Below are 17,200 nucleotides of genomic sequence, written 5' to 3'. Positions count from 1 at the left end.
CCTATCACAGTCCCCAGGCCACGTCCCCCGACCGCGGTGAGGGGGTGCGTGGCCGGTGACGGAGGTGCTCTCGCTGTTCCTGGGCGTCCTGGTGGTCCTCGCGATCACCGCCGCCACGGGGTACTTCGTGGCCCAGGAGTTCGCCTACATGGCGGTCGACCGCTCGACCCTGGCCGCCCGCGCCGAGGCCGGCGACACGGCGGCCGCCCGGGCCCTGCGGGTCACCCGGCGGACGTCGTTCATGCTCTCGGGCGCCCAGCTGGGCATCACCGTCACCGGGCTGCTCGTCGGCTACGTCGCCGAGCCGCTCATCGGGGAGTCCCTCGGCGCGCTGCTCGGCGGCGTGGGGGTCCCGACGGCGGTCGGCGTGGGCGTCGGCGCGGTCCTGGCGCTGCTGTTCTCCACGCTGGTGCAGATGCTCTTCGGCGAGCTGTTCCCGAAGAACCTCGCCATCGCCCGGCCCGAGCCCGTGGCCCGGTGGCTGGCCGCCTCCACGACGGTGTACCTGCGGGTGTTCGGCTGGCTCATCCAGGTGTTCGACCGCGCGTCGAACCTGCTGCTGCGGGTGCTGCGGATCGAGCCGGTGCACGACGTCGAGCACGCGGCCACCGCGCGCGACCTCGAGCACATCGTCGAGGAGTCCCGGGAGAGCGGCGACCTGCCGGCGGAGCTGTCGGTGATGGTCGACCGCATCCTCGACTTCCCCACCCGGGACGTCGAGCACGCCATGATCCCGCGGCCGCGGGTGGGCACCGTCGCCGCCACCGACACCCTGGGCCACCTTCGGGAGCTGATGGCCACCGGCCACTCCCGCTACCCGGTGCTGGAGGAGGGCACCGGCGACGTGCTCGGCGTGGTGCACCTGGGCGACCTGCTGACCACCACCGAGCCGGACTCCGCGCCGGTGACCGCGATCGCCCGCCCCTGCCTGGTGGTGCCGACCCTCGCGTCGCTGCCGGACGTGCTGCGGCTGCTCGGCGAGACGCGCAACCAGCTCGCCTGCGCCGTCGACGAGTACGGCGGCTTCGCCGGTGTCGTCACGCTGGAGGACCTCGCGGAGGAGCTGGTCGGGGAGATCACCGACGAGCACGACGCCGACGTCGACCCGGAGTACGTGCCGGTGGCCGGGGACGGCGTCTGGGAGATGGCCGGGGACGTGCACGTCGACGAGGTCGAGCGCGCGCTCGGCGTCGACCTGCCCCGCGGGCACTACGAGACGATCGCCGGGCTGGTCATCGCCGCGCACGGCGACCTGCCCGAGCCCGGCACCGCGCTCACCGTCGAGCTGCCGCCCGACCCCGCCGACCTCGTCCACGACGACCGGCCCGCGCCCCGGCACCTCGACGTCGAGGTGCTCGCCGTCGAGCGGCACGTGCCCTCCCGGGTGCGCCTGGAGCTGCCGGCCCGCGCCGACGACGTCCCCGCCCCCGCCCCCGCCGAGGAGACCTCCCGATGAGCGACAGCCCGTGGGTCGTCGTCCCCGCCACCGTGGGCATCGTCGCGCTGTCGGCGTTCTTCGTGGCCGTGGAGTTCGCCGCGCTGGCCGCCAAGCGGCACCGGCTGGAGGAGGCCGCCCCCACCAGCCGCTCGGCGCGGGCCGCGCTGCGCAACTCCTCGGAGCTGACGCTGCTGCTCGCCGGCTCCCAGCTGGGCATCACCGCGGCCACCCTCGCGCTCGGCGCGATCAGCAAGCCGGCGGTGCACCACTGGCTCACCCCGCTGTTCGAGACCTGGGGGCTGCCGGCGGTGGCCGCCGACGTCGCCGGCTTCGTCCTCGCGCTGCTGGTGGTGACCTTCCTCCACCTGGTGGTCGGGGAGATGGCGCCCAAGTCGTGGGCCATCGCCCACCCGGAACGCTCGGCCACCCTGCTCGCCGCGCCGATGCGCGCGTTCATGGCCCTGTTCCGCCCGCTGCTGCGGGCCCTCAACGCCGCGGCCAACGCGCTGGTCCGGCGGGTCGGCGTGCAGCCGGCCGACGAGCTCGCCGTCGGGCACAGCCCCGACGCGCTGCGCCACCTGGTGGAGCACTCGGCCAACGTCGGGGCCCTGGACGCGAGCTTCTCCGCGCAGATCTCCGGCGCGCTGGACCTCGAGCGGCTCACCGTCCGGGAGCTGCTGGGCCCGGCGTCCCGCCCGAGCGGGGTCCGGGCCGCGGCCACCGTCGGCGAGGTGCGGGCGGCCACCCGCGCCTCGGGGCACCTGCGCATCCTGCTCGGTGCGGTGGCGGGGGAGGGGATCACCGGGGTGGTGCACGTCCGCGACACCCTGACCGCACCCGACGACGCGCCCGCGGCGCCTCTCGCCCGGCCGGTGTTCTCCCTCGGCGCGGACACCACCGTCCACGCCGCGCTCCGGGCGATGCGCGAGACCCGCAACCACCTCGCGCTGGTCACCGACGGCGACGAGGTGGTCGGCGTCGTCACCCTGGCCGACGTGCTGCACCGGCTGTTCCCGCAGCAGGGGGCCACCGCCGGCTGACCGGCCGCGACGGCGGCGCGCCACGCCGACGGGCGGAACCCGATCCGCGGCCCCGGCCGTTCACGACGTGTCAGCGCCGGGAGCACGGGCCGCGGACACGCGCCCGCCGTCGGACGGACCACCACGGATCGGAGTCGCCATGCCCGTCGGCCAGGACGCCCTCGACGCCCTCGACGTCCCCGACGTCCTCGACGCGCGGGACGACCACGACGCCCTGGTCCGCGAGGCCGCCCTGGTGCACGCCCGGGCCCGGGCGGCCGAGCACCTCGTCCGCGAGGACCCGGCGGCCGCGGTGCGGGCGCTGCGCGGCCTGACCCGCTCCAGCGGTGCGGTCTACGACGCGCTGCGCGCCGGCGCGCTCCCGGAGCCGGCCGACACGGGTGCCCTCGCCGGCCCGGTGGCGCTGGCGGACCTGCTGGGCGGCTTCCGTGCCTCCGGGGGCGCGGTCCGGTTCACCGCGTCCGGCCCGGAGGGGCGGCTGTCCCCGGAGGGCGAGGCGGCGGTCCGGTCACTGCTGGACGAGGTGCTGCGGTCCGCGGGCGCGGCGGCGTCGCCGTCGGTGTCGCCATCGGCGTCGCTGTCGGTGTCGCTGACCTGGTCGCCGACGCACCTGGACCTGCTCGTGGTGCTCGCCCCCCCGCCCGGGCACGTTGCCGGGCCGGCCCCGGTGGCCGCCGGGGACCTGGCGCGCTGCCGGGAGCTGGTGCGCCGCGCCGGGGGCTCGCTGCGGGTGGAGACCCCGGACTCGGGGGGCTCGCTGGTGGCCGCGGCCCTGCCGGTGCCCGTGCCGGCGGTCGCCGGGGCCTGACCGGCTCCGGCTCCCGACCCCGGGCGACTCCTGCGGTGTCCTGCCCGCTCCCGCGGCGGTGCGGCACCGCGGGTGCGCGGGGAACACCGCAGGAGCACCGTGCCGGACCCGACCGGGGCCGCACGGGGCGACGCGGCTAGCCGGGCGGCGGGGGACCTTCCGGGAGGTGCCGCCGCAGCTGCCGGCGGTCGGTGACCCCGAGCTGGACGAACACCTTCCGCAGGTGCCACTCCACCGTGCGGCGGCTCAGGTGGACCGCGGCGCCGATCTCGCGGTTGGTGAGCCCCGCGGCGGCGAGCCGGGCGATGCGCTCCTCCTGGTCGGTGAGCCGCCCCGGGCCCGTGGCCGAGCGCGCCCGCACCGACTCCCCGGTGGCCAGGAGTTCCTGCCGGGCGCGCTCGGCGAAGGCCCGGGCGCCCATCGCCGACAGCGCCTCGTGCGCCGCCCGCAGCTGCACCCGGGCATCGACGCGGCGGCCCTCCCGCCGCAGCCACTCACCGTGCAGCAGCCGCGTCCGGGCCAGCTCCAGCTGCACCGGGGTGCGGGCGAGCCGGTCGACCGCCTCGCGGTACAGCGCGTCGGCGTCCTCGCCCCGGGACAGCAGGGCCTGCCGGCCGGCCGCCACCCCGAGCGCCCACTCGGTACCGCTGGCGCGGGCCGCCGCGGTCAGGGACTCCGACGCCGCGGCCGCCGCCCGGGGATCCCCGGCGCGCACGCCCGCCTCGACCAGCTCGGCCAGCGCCCACCGCGCCGGGCCGAGCCCACCGGGGGCCGCCGCCGCCTCGGCCGCACGGCGGGCGTCGTCGTAGCGGCCCAGGCCGTTGGCCAGGACGGCGCGGCCCCACCGCGCCGTGCTGACCGCGATGCCCTCAGCGCGGGCGAGGGCGTCGGCCAGGCAGCTGCGCAGCACCGGCTCGGCCCGCTCGGGGTCCCCCTGGACGGCGAGCAGGGCCGCCTCCCCGGAGGACGTGCGGGCGCTCGCCGCTCCCTCGGTGACCGACCGGGCCTCCTCCACCAGGGACGCGGCGCCCGCGAGGTCCCCGGTGCACACCCGTGCCGTCGCCCGGGCGTCCAGCGCCGCCGGGAGCACCCCGAGGGCCCCGGCCTCCCGCGCCGCCGCCAGGTGCCGCCGGGTGAGGGCGTCCCAGCCGGCGGCGTCCCACAGCGACGCCGCCGTCACCACCGCCAGCCGGACCGGTCCGGCCGCGTCGTCCAGGGGCAGCTCGCCGGTGAGGAAGCCCCGCACGGCCCGCTGCAGGAGCGGTGCCGCCGCCGCGTCCCCGTCGGTGAACAGCACGGCGAGCCCCTCGAGCAGGGCGCCCTCGCGGCCCGGTCCGGGCGGGAGCGGCGTCCCGCGCACGGCCTCCGCGACCCGCCGCGCGGCCGGCCGCCCGCCGGACACCCCGGCGCAGAACGCGTCGAGGTGGGCGTCCCTGGCCACCTGCGGGTCGAGCGCCGCCCAGCGGTGGGCCACGGCCAGCAGCTGCGGCAGCGCCTCGTCGGTGCGGTCCGCCGCGAGGGGGACCCGCGCGCGCAGCAGCTCGGCGCGGGCCCGGTCCGCCTCGGTCAGGGGTTGCTCCTCGGCCGTCGCCACCAGTGCCGCGGCGTCGTCGAACGCCCCCGCGGCGACCTTCGCCCGGGCGGCCCGCAGGCAGCGACGGGCCCGCCGGGCGGGATCGGCGGTCAGCTGCGCGGCCTTCTCGAGGAAGGCGGCCGCCGCGGCGAGCCCGCCGGTGCCCAGTGCCCGGCCGGCGGAGCGCTCGAGCTGTACGGCGACGTCCTCGTCGGGCCCGGTGGCGGCCCGGGAGAGGTGCCACGCCCGCCGGTCGGGGTCGGCCTAGGGGTCGGTGGCCTCGCCGAGCGCGCGGTGGACGGCCCGCCGCTGCACCGGTGCCGCCGACCGGTAGACCGCGGACCTGACCAGCGGGTGCCGGAACCGCACCCGGTGGTGCAGCGTCACCAGACCCGAGGTCTCCGCGGCTCCCGCGGCCCCGGGCCCGATGCCGAGCCGCTCGGCGGCGCGCCACAGCAGGGGGAGGTCCCCGGTCGGCTCGGCGGCCGCCGTCAGCAGCAGCCACCGGGCCGGCTCGGGCAGCGGCGCCACCTGGCGCAGGAACTCCGCCTCCAGGCGGCGGTCCAGGGGGCCGGTCACGGCCGTGGCGCCGCCGAACGCCAGCTCGGTCGGCGACAGGCCGCGCGAGAGCTCCAGCAGCGCCAGCGGGTTGCCGCGGCTCTCGACCAGGACGCGGTCCCGGACGCGCGGGTCGAGCCGGCCGGTCCCGGTGGAGTGCAGCAGCGCCGCGGCGTCGCCGTCGGCCAGCCCGCGCAGGCGCAGCGACGGCAGCCCCGAGAGCCGCGGCTCCTCGTCGGCGTCACGGACGGCGAGGACCACGGCGACCGGCCCGGTGGTCAGCCGGCGGCAGACGAACTCCAGCGTGCGGGCGGAGGGGCGGTCCATCTCCTGGACGTCGTCGACGAGGCAGACCAGCGGCCGCTCGGCCGCCACCGCGGCCAGCAGGGACAGCACCGCCAGTCCCAGCACGAACCGGTCGGGGACGCCGCCGGGCCGCAGCCCGAAGGCGGTGTGCAGCGCCTCCCGCTGGGGAGGCGGCAGGGCGTCCCCCCGGTCGAGCAGGGGACCGCACAGCTGGTGGAGGCCGGCGAAGGCCAGCTCCCGTTCCGACTGGACGCCGGCGGCTCGGCGGACCCGGCAGCCGGCCGCGCGCTCGGCGACGAACGCGAGCAGGGCGGTCTTGCCGATCCCGGCCTCGCCGCGGAGCACCAGGACCTGGCTGCGGCCGGCCTCCGCGGCGGCGACCAGCCCGCTCAGCCGGTCGCACTCGGCTCGCCGCCCCACGAGCCGGGGGGCCGTTCCGGACACGCGCATGCTCCACCGCCTGGGGTCGTCAGCAGGGCGCGCGGGCCCTCCCGGAGGGGCCGTCGGCGCCGGGGAACGGGCACGCGCGGGACCGGTCGTCGGTCGTCGCGACCGCTGGGCCGGGCGCGTGCCGGGGGGTGCCACGGGTGCGCACCGGCCCGTGGGGGACCGACGTCCGGGGTGGTCGGGGCCACCGCGGATCCGCCGGTGTCGTGGTCCTCCGCCCTCCGGGACTCCGGGAGGGCGGGCAGGGGGAGCGCTCCGCCGCGGTCGACGTGTCGCGTCGCGGTGCGCTGCCGGGATCGCTGGGATCGGGGTCAGGGGGTGGGCGCTCGCCCACGGCGGTCACGCCGTGACCATGTCGACCTCCTGCCGCTGGGGGTGCACGAGCTCTCCAGTAAGCCGCCGCGGGGCGCAGCCAAGGGGGTTCCCCGACAGGTTCCGGCGGGGTCGCGGTGCGTGCGACGATCCCCGCGCCCGGCGAGTGAGGGGGTGGAGGATGGTCCGACGGCCGGGACGCGTGCGGCCGGACCGTCCGTGGCGGTGACGTCCGCGGCGCGGCTCACCCCGCTGCAGGAGCGGGACCTGGTGATCGCCGCCGAGGCCGGGGACCGCCGGGCGTGCGCCGACCTGGTCGAGGCGTTCCTCCCCGAGATCGCCGGCCTGGCCAACACCTACCGGCACACTCCCGGCATCGAGCGGCGGGAGCTGCTGCAGGAGGGCGTCGCCGGGCTGCTGTTCGCCGCCCGCCGCTTCGACCCGGCGCTGGAGACCCCCTTCTGGGCCTACGCGTCGTTCTGGGTGCGCAAGGCCATGCAGGAGCTCGTCGCCGAGCTCAGCCGCCCCGTCGCGCTGTCCGACCGCGCCGTGCGCGGCCTGGCCGCGGTGCGGACCGCCCGCGCCGACCACCTGCGCGAGCACGGCGTCGAGCCGACCCCCGACCAGCTCAGCGGGTCGACCGGACTGCGCCGACAGCAGGTCGAGCAGCTGCAGGCGGCCGAGCGCAGCCCCCGCAGCCTCGAGGAGCGCCTCGGCGGGGGCGACGCGCCCGGGGCCACCGTGGCCGACCAGCTCCCCGACCCCCGCGCCGAGCAGGCCTTCGACGTCGTCCTCGACGACATCGAGGTCCAGGAGGTGTACGCGCTCGCCGAGCGGCTCGACGAGCGCGAGCGGTACGTCATCCGCGCCCACTACGGCCTGGGCGAGCCCGCCCGGAGCCTGCGCGAGATCGGGACCAGCCTCGGCGTCACCGCGGAGCGGGCCCGGCAGATCGAGGCGGGCGGGCTGGGCAAGCTGCGGGCGTCCCTCACCCGGTCGGCTCCGGTCCGCTGAGAGCGGGCTTGCGACCGGGAGCCGGCGGCTTACTGGAGACGTCGTCACGGGGGACCGGGGAGGGGTGGTGGCCATGCGGCCGGCCGGATCGGCGTTGCGGCACGACGCGTTCGTCTACGACGGCGAGGAGGAGTTCCTGGCGCTGTCGCTGCCGTTCCTCCGGGAGGGACTGGAGGCCGGGGAGGGCGCGGTCGTCGCCCACACCCGCCGCGGGCTGGCCGCGGTGCGCGACGCGCTGGGCCCGGACGCGGAGTCGGTGACCTTCGTCGACGTCGGCGGCGCGTACACGCGCCCGGTCAGGACGCTGGCCGCCTACCACGCCGTCTACGCCGACGAGCTGGGGAGGGTGCCCTCGCTGCGCGCGGTGGCCGACGTCCAGGTGGGCCCGGACCCGGGGGACCGGGCGGTGTGGACGGCCTACGAGGCGGCCTTCAACCGCTCCTTCGCGCACCTGCCGGCGTGGGTGCTGTGCACCTACGACACCGGCGCGGTGCCCGACGAGGTCCGCGAGGACGTGTGGCGGACGCACCCGCAGGTCGTCGCCGGGGGCACCTGGCAGGCCAGCGACCGGTTCGACGACGTCGACGCCCTGGTGCGCGCCCTCGCCGGTGCCCCCGACCCGCCGGCGCGGCTGCGGCCGGTGCCCGCCGGCCGCGACGCCGAGGAGTTCCGCGAGCACCTGGCCCGGGAGCTGGCCGCCGAGGGGGTGCCCCCCGCCCGCGCCCTCGACGCCCTCCTCGCCGCGACGGAGGTCCACGCCAACGCCGTGCGGCACGGGGGCGGGGTGCGCGCCGTGCGCGCCGGACGCGCCGGCGGCCGGTTCGTGTGCGAGGTCGTCGACGCAGGCCCGGGCTTCGACGACCCGCTGGCGGGCTACCTGGCGCCCCGGCCGGGGGTCGGCACCGGCCTGTGGGTCGCCCGCCAGCTCACCTGGCAGATCGACTTCGCCCGGGCGGCCGACGGCTTCACCGCCCGGATCGTGCTCTGAGGGCAGCGCCCTCCACCGGGTCCGGTGCACGGGCCCCGCCCCCGGGTGCGCGGGCCCGGGGTCGACACCGGCGCGACGGCCGCCGCGTCCCGGGACGCTCCCCGCCATGACAGACCGCAGCCCCTCCACCTGGTTCATCACCGGCGCCTCCTCCGGGATCGGGCTGGCGCTCGCCCGGGCCGCAGCCGGCCGCGGCGACCGGGTCGCCGCCCTGGCGCGCGACGTGTCGGCGCTCGCCCCGCTCGCCGACCAGCACGGGGACCGGGTCCTCGCCCTCGCCGCCGACGTCCGCCGGCCGGCCGAGGTCGACGACGCCGTCACCCGCGCCGTGGCGTCCTTCGGCCGCCTCGACGTGGTGGCCAACAACGCCGGCTACGGGCTGTTCGGCGCGGTGGAGGAGTCGACCGACGAGCAGGCGCGCGCCGTCTTCGACACCAACGTGTTCGGCGTGCTGCACGTGCTGCGGGCGACCCTGCCGGTGCTGCGCGCCCAGCGCGGCGGGCACGTGCTGCAGGGCTCGTCCTACTACGGGCGGGTGGCGCACGCCGGCGTCGGGCTGCTGGCCGCCACCAAGTACGCGGTGGAGGGGCTGACCGAGGCCCTCGTCGGGGAGGTCGAGCCGCTGGGGATCCGGGTGACCCTGGTCGAACCCGGCCCGACCGCGACGGCGTTCGGCGCCAAGCTGGAGGTCGCGGGGACCATCGGTGACTACGACCCGACGGTCCGCGAGGTGCAGCGGGCGATCGCCGCGCTGCCGCCGGAGGCCTTCAACGGGGCCGACCGGGTCGCCGCGGCCATCCTGACCGCCGTCGACGCCGACCGCCCCCCGCGCCGGCTGGTGACCGGCAGCTACGCGGTGCAGGAGATCCGCGCCGCGCTGCGCGGCCAGCTCGACGAGCTCGACGCCTGGGCGGGCACCGCCGCCGCCGTCGACGGCGCCGCCGCGGCGTGACGCCCGCGCGGCGGGCGTGACGGACGCACCGGAGGGCGCGTCACGCGGTCAGCGCAGTGACCGGAACCCCGCGCGCATCTCCTCGGCGAAGACCTGCGGCTGCTCCCAGGCCGGGAAGTGCCCGCCGGCCGCGGCCCGGTGGAAGTAGACCAGGGTCGGGAAGGCGCGGCGGGCCCACGTCTCCGGCGCCCGGAACAGGTCGTCGTCGGGGCAGACCGTGACGGCCACCGGGATGCCGATCGTGTCGGTCCGCTGCCCGGCCGCGCTGATCAGGCTCTGCGCGCGGTTCTCCCAGTAGAGCCGTGCCCCGGAGACCACCGTGTTGGTCAGCCAGTGCAGGGAGAAGTTGTCCAGCACCTCGTCGACGGTCGGGGTCTGGGCGGGGTCCTCGCCGTAGCTCCAGTGGCCGAACCCGCCGTGCACGAGCATCCAGCCGGCGAGGCCGGCGGGGGAGTCGGTCAGGCCGTAGCCGACGGCCTGGGGCCGCGCGGTCATCATCTGGTAGTAGCCCCAGCCGCCGCCGGCCAGGAACGACCGCACGTCGTCGAACGCCGCCTGCTCCTCCTCCGACAGGCCGTCCGGTGCCGGCCCGCCGCTGGAGATCGCCGCGGCCGCGTCGGGCGGGAACACCGCCGGCAGGTTGGTGTGGATCGCCGCCAGCCCCTCGGGCGCCTGTCGCGCCATCGCCTCGACGACACCGGCGCCCCAGTCGCCGCCCTGCGCGACGTAGCGGTCGTAGCCCAGCCGCCGCATCAGCACCCCGCACAGGTGCCCGATGCGTTCCACGTCCCAGCCGGTCTCGGTGGGGCGCGAGGAGAAGCCGTAGCCCGGCAGGGACGGGATGACGACGTCGAAGGCGTCCTCCGGCCGTCCGCCGTGGGCCGTCGGGTCGGTGAGCGGCCCGAGCACCTTGATCTGCTCGAACACCGAGCCCGGCCACCCGTGCACGATGACCAGCGGCAGTGCGTTCTCGTGCCGCGAGCGCACGTGGAAGAAGTGGACGTCGACCCCGTCGATGGTCGTGGTGAACTGCGGCCAGGCGTTCAGCAGCGCCTCGCCGCGGCGCCAGTCGTAGTCGCTGGCCCAGTACCGGACCAGCCGTTGCATCTCCGCCAGGGGCGCGCCCTGCGAGCGGTCGTCGACGGTCTCGGCGTCCGGCCAGCGCGTCGCGGCGAGCCGCCGGCGCAGGTCGTCGACGTCGGCCTGCGGCACGTCGGCCCGGAACGGGCGGACGGCGTCGTCGGTGGCCGCGGTCTGGGGCCGGGTCGTGGTGGCGGTCACGGGGGTCTCCCTCCCTGAGGACGTCGGGCGGGAGAAGCGTCGTGACCCCGGGCGGTCCGCCGCCCCGGTACAGGCGACTGGTCCGCCGACCGGCCCGGGCCCCGGCCCGTGCCAGGGAGGCCCGGGGCACCCCTGAGGGGCAGGCCCGGGGTGGCGGTTCCCGGGACGTCGCCGGCCGCTGGGAGACTCGTCGTCGACGTGCACGACGAGAGGGACGGGTCCGACATGCCGAGAGCGCTGCTGCTGGAGAACATCGACCCGGTGGCGGTGGAGCTGCTGTCGTCGGCCGGCTACGAGGTGGAGGCGCTGCGCGGGGCGCTGGACGAGGCGGACCTGGCCGCCGCGCTCGACGGCGTGGACCTGCTGGGGATCCGGTCCAAGACGCAGGTGACCGCGAAGGTGCTCGAGAGCCGCCCGGGGCTGGCGGCGGTGGGCGCCTTCTGCATCGGCACCAACCAGATCGACCTCCCCGCGGCGGCCGCGGCCGGTGTGGCGGTGTTCAACGCGCCGTACTCCAACACCCGCAGCGTCGTCGAGCTGGCCATCGCGGAGATCATCAGCCTGGCGCGGCGGCTGACCGACCGGGACCGCGCGCTTCATGACGGGATCTGGGACAAGTCGGCGGCCGGCAGCCACGAGATCCGCGGGCGGACCCTGGGGATCGTCGGCTACGGCAACATCGGCAGCCAGCTGTCGGTGCTGGCCGAGGCGCTGGGCATGCGGGTGCTGTTCTACGACCTCGAGGACAAGCTGGCGCTGGGCAACGCCGAGGCGTGCGGCAGCCTCGAGGAGCTGCTCGAGCGGGCGGAGACCGTCACGCTGCACGTCGACGGCCGGGCCGGCAACGCCGGGATGTTCGGCGCCGAGCAGTTCGCCCGGATGCGCCGGCGCAGCCTGTTCCTCAACCTCTCGCGCGGCTTCGTGGTCGACCACGAGGCGCTGCGCGAGCACGTCCTGAGCGGGCACATCGCCGGCGCCGCCGTCGACGTGTTCCCCGACGAGCCCCGCGAGCAGGGCGACGCGTTCGACTCGGTGCTGCGCGGGCTGCCCAACGTCATCCTCACCCCGCACGTGGGCGGGTCGACGCAGGAGGCGCAGTACGACATCGGGCGGTTCGTCGCCGGCAAGCTCGTCGACTACGCGCGCACCGGGACGACGACGCTGAGCGTCAACCTGCCCGCGGTCGCCCTGCACGGGTCCTCGGCGGCCCGGTTCGCGCTGCTGCACCGCAACGTGCCCGGCGTGCTCGCCGGTGTCGACGCCCTGGTCGGCGAGCACGGGCTCAACGTCGACGGGCAGGTGCTGGCCACCCGCGGCGAGCTCGGCTACGTGGTCACCGACGTCAACGGCGAGCTGACCGGGCCCCTGCTGGCCGCGCTGCGGGCGCTGCCGGAGACCGTCCGGCTGTCGACGTTCCCGCCGCAGGGCTGAGCCGCGGCCCTCACCGGGGCCGCGCCGCCGTGTGGTCGGTGACCGCCCACGTCCCGGCGGTCCAGGGCCGGCGGCTGAACTCCACCTGCAGCGTGCCCGGGCGGGTCTCGAGCAGCTGACCGCACACCGTGGCGAACACCGCCCCGTCCTCCTCGTGGCGGACCACGAGCGCGCCCGGGTCGTCCTGGGGCGGCGCCTCCTGCACCAGCGCGCGCCAGCCGTCGGGGGGCTCGGCGGTGGTGAAGGCGGCCAGGTACCGGTCGGCCTTGCGGTCCTCGGGGCCGCCGGAGGTGATCATCGTCGTCCCCTCGGCGTGCGCGGTGCTGGTGAGGGTGTCGCCGTCGAAGTCCCAGGTGGTGAGCCGGTCCGGGCCGGCCAGCACGAGCAGGAAGCTCGCCATCCCCTCCAGCCGCGTCCCGGTGGGCCAGTCCGCGCCCCGGGCCACCCCGAGCAGCGGCAGGACGCCGCGGCTGGCCGCACCCGGCTCGGCGGTCCGCTTCTGCGGGCGGTTGAGCACCAGGGCGGTGACCCCGGTGCCGACGTCGGTGGCGCACCAGGTGCCGCCGGCGGCCCGGTCGCGCCCGCCGACGACGTCGGGCAGCTCCGGCCACCAGCGGCCCGGGTCGTCGAACTCCCGCGTCGTCAGCTCGTCGCGCAGCGCCAGGACGCGGACCGGACGGCCCGCGGACCAGCGCACGACCACGGTGCACACGCGGCCGATGCTGCCAGTCGTCCGGCGTCCCCGCCCCGGCGTCACCCGGCGGCGGGGACGGGGGGTCCGGCCGGCACGTCCCGGCCCGCCCGCGGGGACGGGGGCCTGCGGTCGGCCGCCCAGGCGCAGACCGCCACCAGGGCCAGGCCGGCGACGACGGTCCAGGGGTGCGCGATCACCGCCTCCTCCGCCCCGGTGAGCGGGTCGGTGAGCACGCCGAGGCGGTCGAGCGCCCAGCCGAGGGCCGCGGCCAGGGCGAGCGCCGCGCCGGCCAGGCGCAGCGCCGGGTACCAGCGGGTCCGCGACACCAGGTACAGCGACGGGAACACCACCGCGACGGTGAGCAGCTGGGCCAGCTCCACGCCGACGTTGAACGCGAGCAGCGCGGGCACCGAGGCCGACCCGTCGAGGCCGAGGCCGGTGAGGATCCCGGCGAACGCCAGCCCGTGCACGAGGCCGAACCCGCCGGCGAGCAGCACCTCGCCGCCGCGGGCGAGCGGGCGCGCGGCGTGCACCGCGGCCGCCCCCACCGAAGCGGCGACGAGCACCTCGACCGGCGCGGCCGGCACCGACACCCAGCCGAGCGCGGAGGCCACCAGCGTCAGCGAGTGGCCCGCGGTGAACGCCGTGACGACGCCGAGGACCCGGCGCAGCGTCGGGACCAGCCCCTCGCGCCGCCGCCAGCGCCCGGCCACCGCGACCAGCGGTGCCGCCAGCAGCAGGGTCAGCAGGAACAGCAGGTGGTCGGCGCCGGCGAGCACGTGGTGCAGGCCGTACCCCACCATGTCGGCGATCCCGGTGGCGGCGACGTCGCCGACCCGCAGGCTGTCGTCGGAGGCGGTGAGCACGCCGGCGGTGGAGACGTCCCCGGCGGCGTCGGTGAGGACGACGACGGCCTCGTGGGTGGGGTCGGCCTCGACGACCCCGTCGTAGGCGAGGGTGAACGCCGACGGGTCGGCGCCCCCGGGGTCCAGCGTCACCGCCACGCTCAGCGTGTCGATGCCCTCGACGGACTCCCGGACGACGTCGGTCCAGGTCTCGGCCCACGCCGTCCCGTCGGCGCCGGTGACGGTCAGGTGCTCGTCGAGGTAGGCGACGACGGCGTCGGCGGAGGAGCCGGCGTCGGTGCCCAGCGCCCGGTCGAGGGTCGCCGTCGCGACGCTGACGGTGACGTCCACGGCGTCCTCCCCGACCCGCACCGACAGGGTGCTGCTGTCCAGGCTGTGCGCGCTCGCGGCGGTCGGGGTGAGCAGGACCAGGCCGGGGGCCAGGGCGGCACCGGCGGCGAGCCGGCGGGGGAGGCGGGAGGGCATGGCGCCCGACCGTGCCGACCGTTCCTGGGGGCCCGCCGGGAGCCGGCTGGGAACTCGTCACCCAGCGCCACGGACTCGTCTCCCAGCGTTCTCGCAGTGGTCGTTCAGCCGGACCGGAGACGCGCTCCGCACCGTGGAGCCCGACCGACTCCCCCGAGCACGAGAGAAGTTCCCGTGACGCTCCGCAGGACCCTCGCCACCCTCCTCCTGACCGCCGTGGTCCCGATCGCCGCGGCGTGCGGCACGACGGCCGAGGCGGCCTCCACCACCACCAGCAGCACGGTGTCCACCGACAGCAGCACCGACGCCGGCCCCGGCGGCAGCACCGACGCCGGCCCCGGCGGCGGGGGACCGGGCGGTGTCGACGTCGCCTCCGTCAGCACCGAGGAGCAGCTCGTCGCGCTGGTCCAGGAGGCCTACGGCGACGCCGGTCTCGGCCTGCACCGCGGCCACCAGCCCGTCGAGGACGTGCTCGACGAGGTGCTGACCATCAGCCACGACGAGCTGCACGTCCGCATGGACGCCGGGCAGAACCTGGCCGCCGTCGCGGAGGACCTCGGCGTCGACCCGCAGGACCTCGTCGACGCCCTCGTCGCGGAGTACGGCCCCGCGATCGACGCCGTCCTGGCGTCGGGGGAGATCACCGAGGACGAGGCCGGGCAGTACCGCGCGGCACTCGAGGAGGCGTTCACCTTCCGCGTGACCTGGGACGGCGAGGAGGCCACGCCCACGTTCGCCGGCCTCGACGCCTGACGGGCCGCCGGGCCGCCGGCCGAGCCGCCGCTCAGTGGGCGACGGCGACCGCCGGCGCCCCGCCGGCCTCGGTGAGCTGCCACGGCCGGACGACGCTGCCGAGCACCCCGATGGCCAGCACCAGGCCGGCCACCATGGTGAGCGCCATCGCGGTGGCGTCGTTGCCGAGCACGCCGACGAGCGGGGAGACTGCGGCACCGATGCCGAACTGCACCGCGCCGAGGAGGGCGGCCGCGGAGCCGGCGGTCTCGCCGTGCGCGGCCAGCGCCAGCGCCGGGGCGTTGGGCAGGGCCAGCCCGACGGCGGCGAGCACCGCCCACAGCGGGACGACCACGCCGGCGAGCCCGCCGGTGCCGGTGGCCGACAGCGCCAGCAGCACCAGCGCCGCGACGGCGCCGGCCAGCATGGCGGTCGACAGCAGCTGCGCCGGGGACCACCGGCGCAGCAGCACCGGGTTGAGCTGGGTGGCGCCGATCAGGAAGAAGGCGCCGGCGCCGAACAGCATGCCGAACTGCTGCTCGTCGAGGCCGAACTCGCGCTGGTAGACGAACGACGACCCCGACACGTAGCTGAACAGCGCGGCCATGGTCAGCCCGGCCACCAGCACCAGGCCGACGTAGACCCGGTCGCGCAGCAGCCCCCGGTAGGTGCGCAGGACGCCGACGACGCCGCCGGTCGCGCGGCGGCCCGGCGGCAGGGTCTCCGGGACGACGAGCGCGCCGACGACGAGCAGCAGCAGCCCGTAGCCGGCGAGGACGAGGAACACCCCGCGCCACGAGGTGATCCGCAGCAGCTCCCCGCCGATCGTCGGGGCGAGCACCGGGGCGGCGCCCATGACGAGGAACAGCCGCGACAGCATCGCGGCGGCCGCCCGTCCCTCGAAGAGGTCCCGCACGATCGCCATGGCGACCACGCCGCCGGCGGCGCTGCCCACGCCCTGCAGGACGCGCAGCACGCCGAGCACCTCCACGGTCGGCGCGACCAGGACCAGCAGCGAGGCCACCACGTGCAGCGCGGTCCCCGCCAGCATCGGGCGGCGCCGGCCGAGGGCGTCGGCCAGCGGGCCGATCACCAGCTGCCCGAGCGCCAGCCCGACCAGCGTGCCGGTCAGGGTCAGCTGCACCATCGCCGGACCGGTGCGCAGGTCGGTGGCGATGGCGGGCAGGGCGGGCAGGTACATGTCGATGGTGAAGGCGCCGACGGCGACGAAGGCGCCGAGGACGAGGGCCAGCACCGCCCGGTGCGGCGTCGGGACCTGCTCGGGCACGGCGGTACTGCGGTCCTGGGTGACGGTCACGGACTTCCCCCTGGGCGCGCGGCAGCGCCCCGTCTCGGAACTGTGGTTGCAGACCACAAGCGTTCCCGCCCGCCGGCTGTTCCACTCGCCGAGGCCCGGAGGATCGTTCCCGTCGCAGATCACACCGGCGGCCCCGGGGAGGACCGTCCCGGTGGACGCGACCCGACCGAGGAGCGGGAGGCAGCGTGCCGGCCGTGGTCGTCGAACGCACCGGTGGACCCGAGGTGCGGCAGGTCCGCGACCTCCCCGACCCCGAGCCGGGGGAGGGGCGGGCCTCGTCGACGTCCTCCGGCGGGCTCGACGTGCGCGTCGGCGGTCGCTACCCGCTGGGTGAGGCCCGCCGCGCCCACGAGGACCTCGAGGCGCGACGGACCACGGGCGAGCTCCTGCTGCTGCCGGAGCGGCGGTCGGCCCGCCCGGCAGCCCGCGGTCGGTCGGTCAGGGGGCCAGGCGGGCGCAGACCCGGTCGGTGGACTCCGGCCGACCCCCCTGGAACACGACCTCACCCGTCTCCAGGTCGTACCGGACGACGCCGTTGTAGTCGAAGGGCACCTGGCCGCTCACCTGCACGTAGCCGGTGCCGTCGGGCTCGATCCGGACGAGGTCGGCCCCGACGTCGCGGAAGCGGACGGACCCGTACTCGGAGGTCGCCACCAGGCCGACGTTGATGGTGAACACCGACACCACCCCCGATGCCCGCTGGAACTCCCGGAGCCGGGCCTGACCGGTGGCGGTGGTGGTGACGGGGACCCCGCACTCCTCGGTGAGGAAGTCGTCGGCGAACTCGTCCTCGATCGGGAAGACCTGCGGCGGGCCGCGAGCGCGGGCGCCGCGGGGACGGCGACCAGCGCGAGGACGGCAGCGGCGACGGCGGTGCTCGAACGCTTCACGGGGATCCTCCCAGCGACGTCGGGGGACGGGTTCCGCACGGTGGGGGACGGTCGGGGCGCGGGTCGGGACGGTCAACCGGTCCGGCC

Annotated in this window: 15 protein-coding genes; 8 read left to right on the top strand and 7 right to left on the bottom strand. The window is 77.2% G+C overall.

Annotated elements, in window-relative coordinates; genetic code table 11:
- Positions 1-55: 55 nt before the first annotated feature.
- The 3 genes from ACI8AD_RS17530 (at position 56) to ACI8AD_RS17520 (ending at position 3,286) form a co-directional block, all read left to right on the top strand.
- Positions 56-1,456 carry a hemolysin family protein gene (locus ACI8AD_RS17530; protein WP_456871801.1) on the top strand — a complete coding sequence of 467 codons (1,401 nt, stop codon included), beginning with the start codon at positions 56-58 and terminating at the stop codon, positions 1,454-1,456.
- Positions 1,453-2,478 carry a hemolysin family protein gene (locus tag ACI8AD_RS17525; RefSeq protein WP_456871800.1) on the top strand — a complete coding sequence of 342 codons (1,026 nt, stop codon included), beginning with the start codon at positions 1,453-1,455 and terminating at the stop codon, positions 2,476-2,478. The genes ACI8AD_RS17530 and ACI8AD_RS17525 overlap by 4 nt, the downstream gene beginning before the upstream one ends.
- A 139-nt stretch (positions 2,479-2,617) precedes the next feature.
- Positions 2,618-3,286 carry a hypothetical protein gene (locus tag ACI8AD_RS17520; protein WP_456871799.1) on the top strand — a complete coding sequence of 223 codons (669 nt, stop codon included), beginning with the start codon at positions 2,618-2,620 and terminating at the stop codon, positions 3,284-3,286.
- A 136-nt stretch (positions 3,287-3,422) separates the two neighbouring features.
- On the opposite strand, the gene ACI8AD_RS17515 is transcribed toward ACI8AD_RS17520, so the two are convergent.
- Together ACI8AD_RS17515 and ACI8AD_RS17510 are read right to left on the bottom strand one after the other, a co-directional pair.
- On the bottom strand, positions 3,423-4,880 hold the full coding sequence (locus tag ACI8AD_RS17515; RefSeq protein WP_456871798.1) for a LuxR C-terminal-related transcriptional regulator: 1,458 nt from the start codon (positions 4,878-4,880) through the stop codon (positions 3,423-3,425).
- Positions 4,881-5,123: 243 nt separating this feature from the next.
- Positions 5,124-6,167 (bottom strand): AAA family ATPase, encoded by a 1,044-nt coding sequence (locus ACI8AD_RS17510; protein ID WP_456871797.1) that lies wholly within the window; start codon positions 6,165-6,167, stop codon positions 5,124-5,126.
- A 540-nt stretch (positions 6,168-6,707) separates the two neighbouring features.
- Between ACI8AD_RS17510 and ACI8AD_RS17505 the strand changes: the two genes are divergently transcribed.
- From ACI8AD_RS17505 to ACI8AD_RS17495, 3 genes are all read left to right on the top strand, one after another.
- Entirely contained in the window at positions 6,708-7,496 is a 789-nt protein-coding gene (locus ACI8AD_RS17505; RefSeq protein WP_456871796.1) for a sigma-70 family RNA polymerase sigma factor, read from the top strand.
- A 73-nt stretch (positions 7,497-7,569) separates the two neighbouring features.
- Positions 7,570-8,484, top strand: coding sequence for an anti-sigma factor RsbA family regulatory protein (locus tag ACI8AD_RS17500; protein WP_456871818.1), 915 nt, complete (start codon positions 7,570-7,572; stop codon positions 8,482-8,484).
- Between the two features lie 106 nt (positions 8,485-8,590).
- The gene (locus ACI8AD_RS17495) at positions 8,591-9,436 is read left to right on the top strand and encodes an SDR family NAD(P)-dependent oxidoreductase (RefSeq protein WP_456871795.1); all 846 of its coding nucleotides are present in this window, start codon (positions 8,591-8,593) and stop codon (positions 9,434-9,436) included.
- Between the two features lie 48 nt (positions 9,437-9,484).
- On the opposite strand, the gene ACI8AD_RS17490 is transcribed toward ACI8AD_RS17495, so the two are convergent.
- Positions 9,485-10,717, bottom strand: a complete 1,233-nt coding sequence (locus ACI8AD_RS17490) for an epoxide hydrolase family protein (protein WP_456871794.1) — start codon at positions 10,715-10,717, stop codon at positions 9,485-9,487.
- Positions 10,718-10,942: 225 nt separating this feature from the next.
- Here ACI8AD_RS17490 and serA point away from each other — a divergent pair, with 225 nt between their 5' ends.
- Positions 10,943-12,148 (top strand): phosphoglycerate dehydrogenase, encoded by a 1,206-nt coding sequence (serA, locus tag ACI8AD_RS17485; protein WP_456871793.1) that lies wholly within the window; start codon positions 10,943-10,945, stop codon positions 12,146-12,148.
- Between the two features lie 10 nt (positions 12,149-12,158).
- On the opposite strand, the gene ACI8AD_RS17480 is transcribed toward serA, so the two are convergent.
- Both ACI8AD_RS17480 and ACI8AD_RS17475 read right to left on the bottom strand, forming a co-directional pair.
- Positions 12,159-12,860 (bottom strand): NRDE family protein, encoded by a 702-nt coding sequence (locus ACI8AD_RS17480; RefSeq protein ID WP_456871792.1) that lies wholly within the window; start codon positions 12,858-12,860, stop codon positions 12,159-12,161.
- Positions 12,861-12,901: 41 nt separating this feature from the next.
- Positions 12,902-14,173, bottom strand: a complete 1,272-nt coding sequence (locus ACI8AD_RS17475; protein WP_456871791.1) for a HupE/UreJ family protein — start codon at positions 14,171-14,173, stop codon at positions 12,902-12,904.
- 174 nt (positions 14,174-14,347) lie between these two features.
- Between ACI8AD_RS17475 and ACI8AD_RS17470 the strand changes: the two genes are divergently transcribed.
- A complete protein-coding gene (locus tag ACI8AD_RS17470; protein ID WP_456871790.1) occupies positions 14,348-14,926 on the top strand; it encodes a hypothetical protein in 579 nt (192 codons plus the stop codon).
- 31 nt (positions 14,927-14,957) lie between these two features.
- Here the strand turns inward: ACI8AD_RS17470 and ACI8AD_RS17465 are convergent, their stop codons facing one another.
- Both ACI8AD_RS17465 and ACI8AD_RS17460 read right to left on the bottom strand, forming a co-directional pair.
- Complete coding sequence (locus ACI8AD_RS17465; RefSeq protein WP_456871789.1) at positions 14,958-16,223, bottom strand: multidrug effflux MFS transporter; 1,266 nt, start codon at positions 16,221-16,223, stop codon at positions 14,958-14,960.
- 438 nt (positions 16,224-16,661) lie between these two features.
- Positions 16,662-17,189, bottom strand: a complete 528-nt coding sequence (locus tag ACI8AD_RS17460) for a hypothetical protein (RefSeq protein WP_456871788.1) — start codon at positions 17,187-17,189, stop codon at positions 16,662-16,664.
- Positions 17,190-17,200 lie beyond the last annotated feature (11 nt).

This window comes from Geodermatophilus sp. SYSU D00766 (genome assembly GCF_054049915.1).
This window is presented reverse-complemented; position numbering and strand designations above follow the sequence as displayed.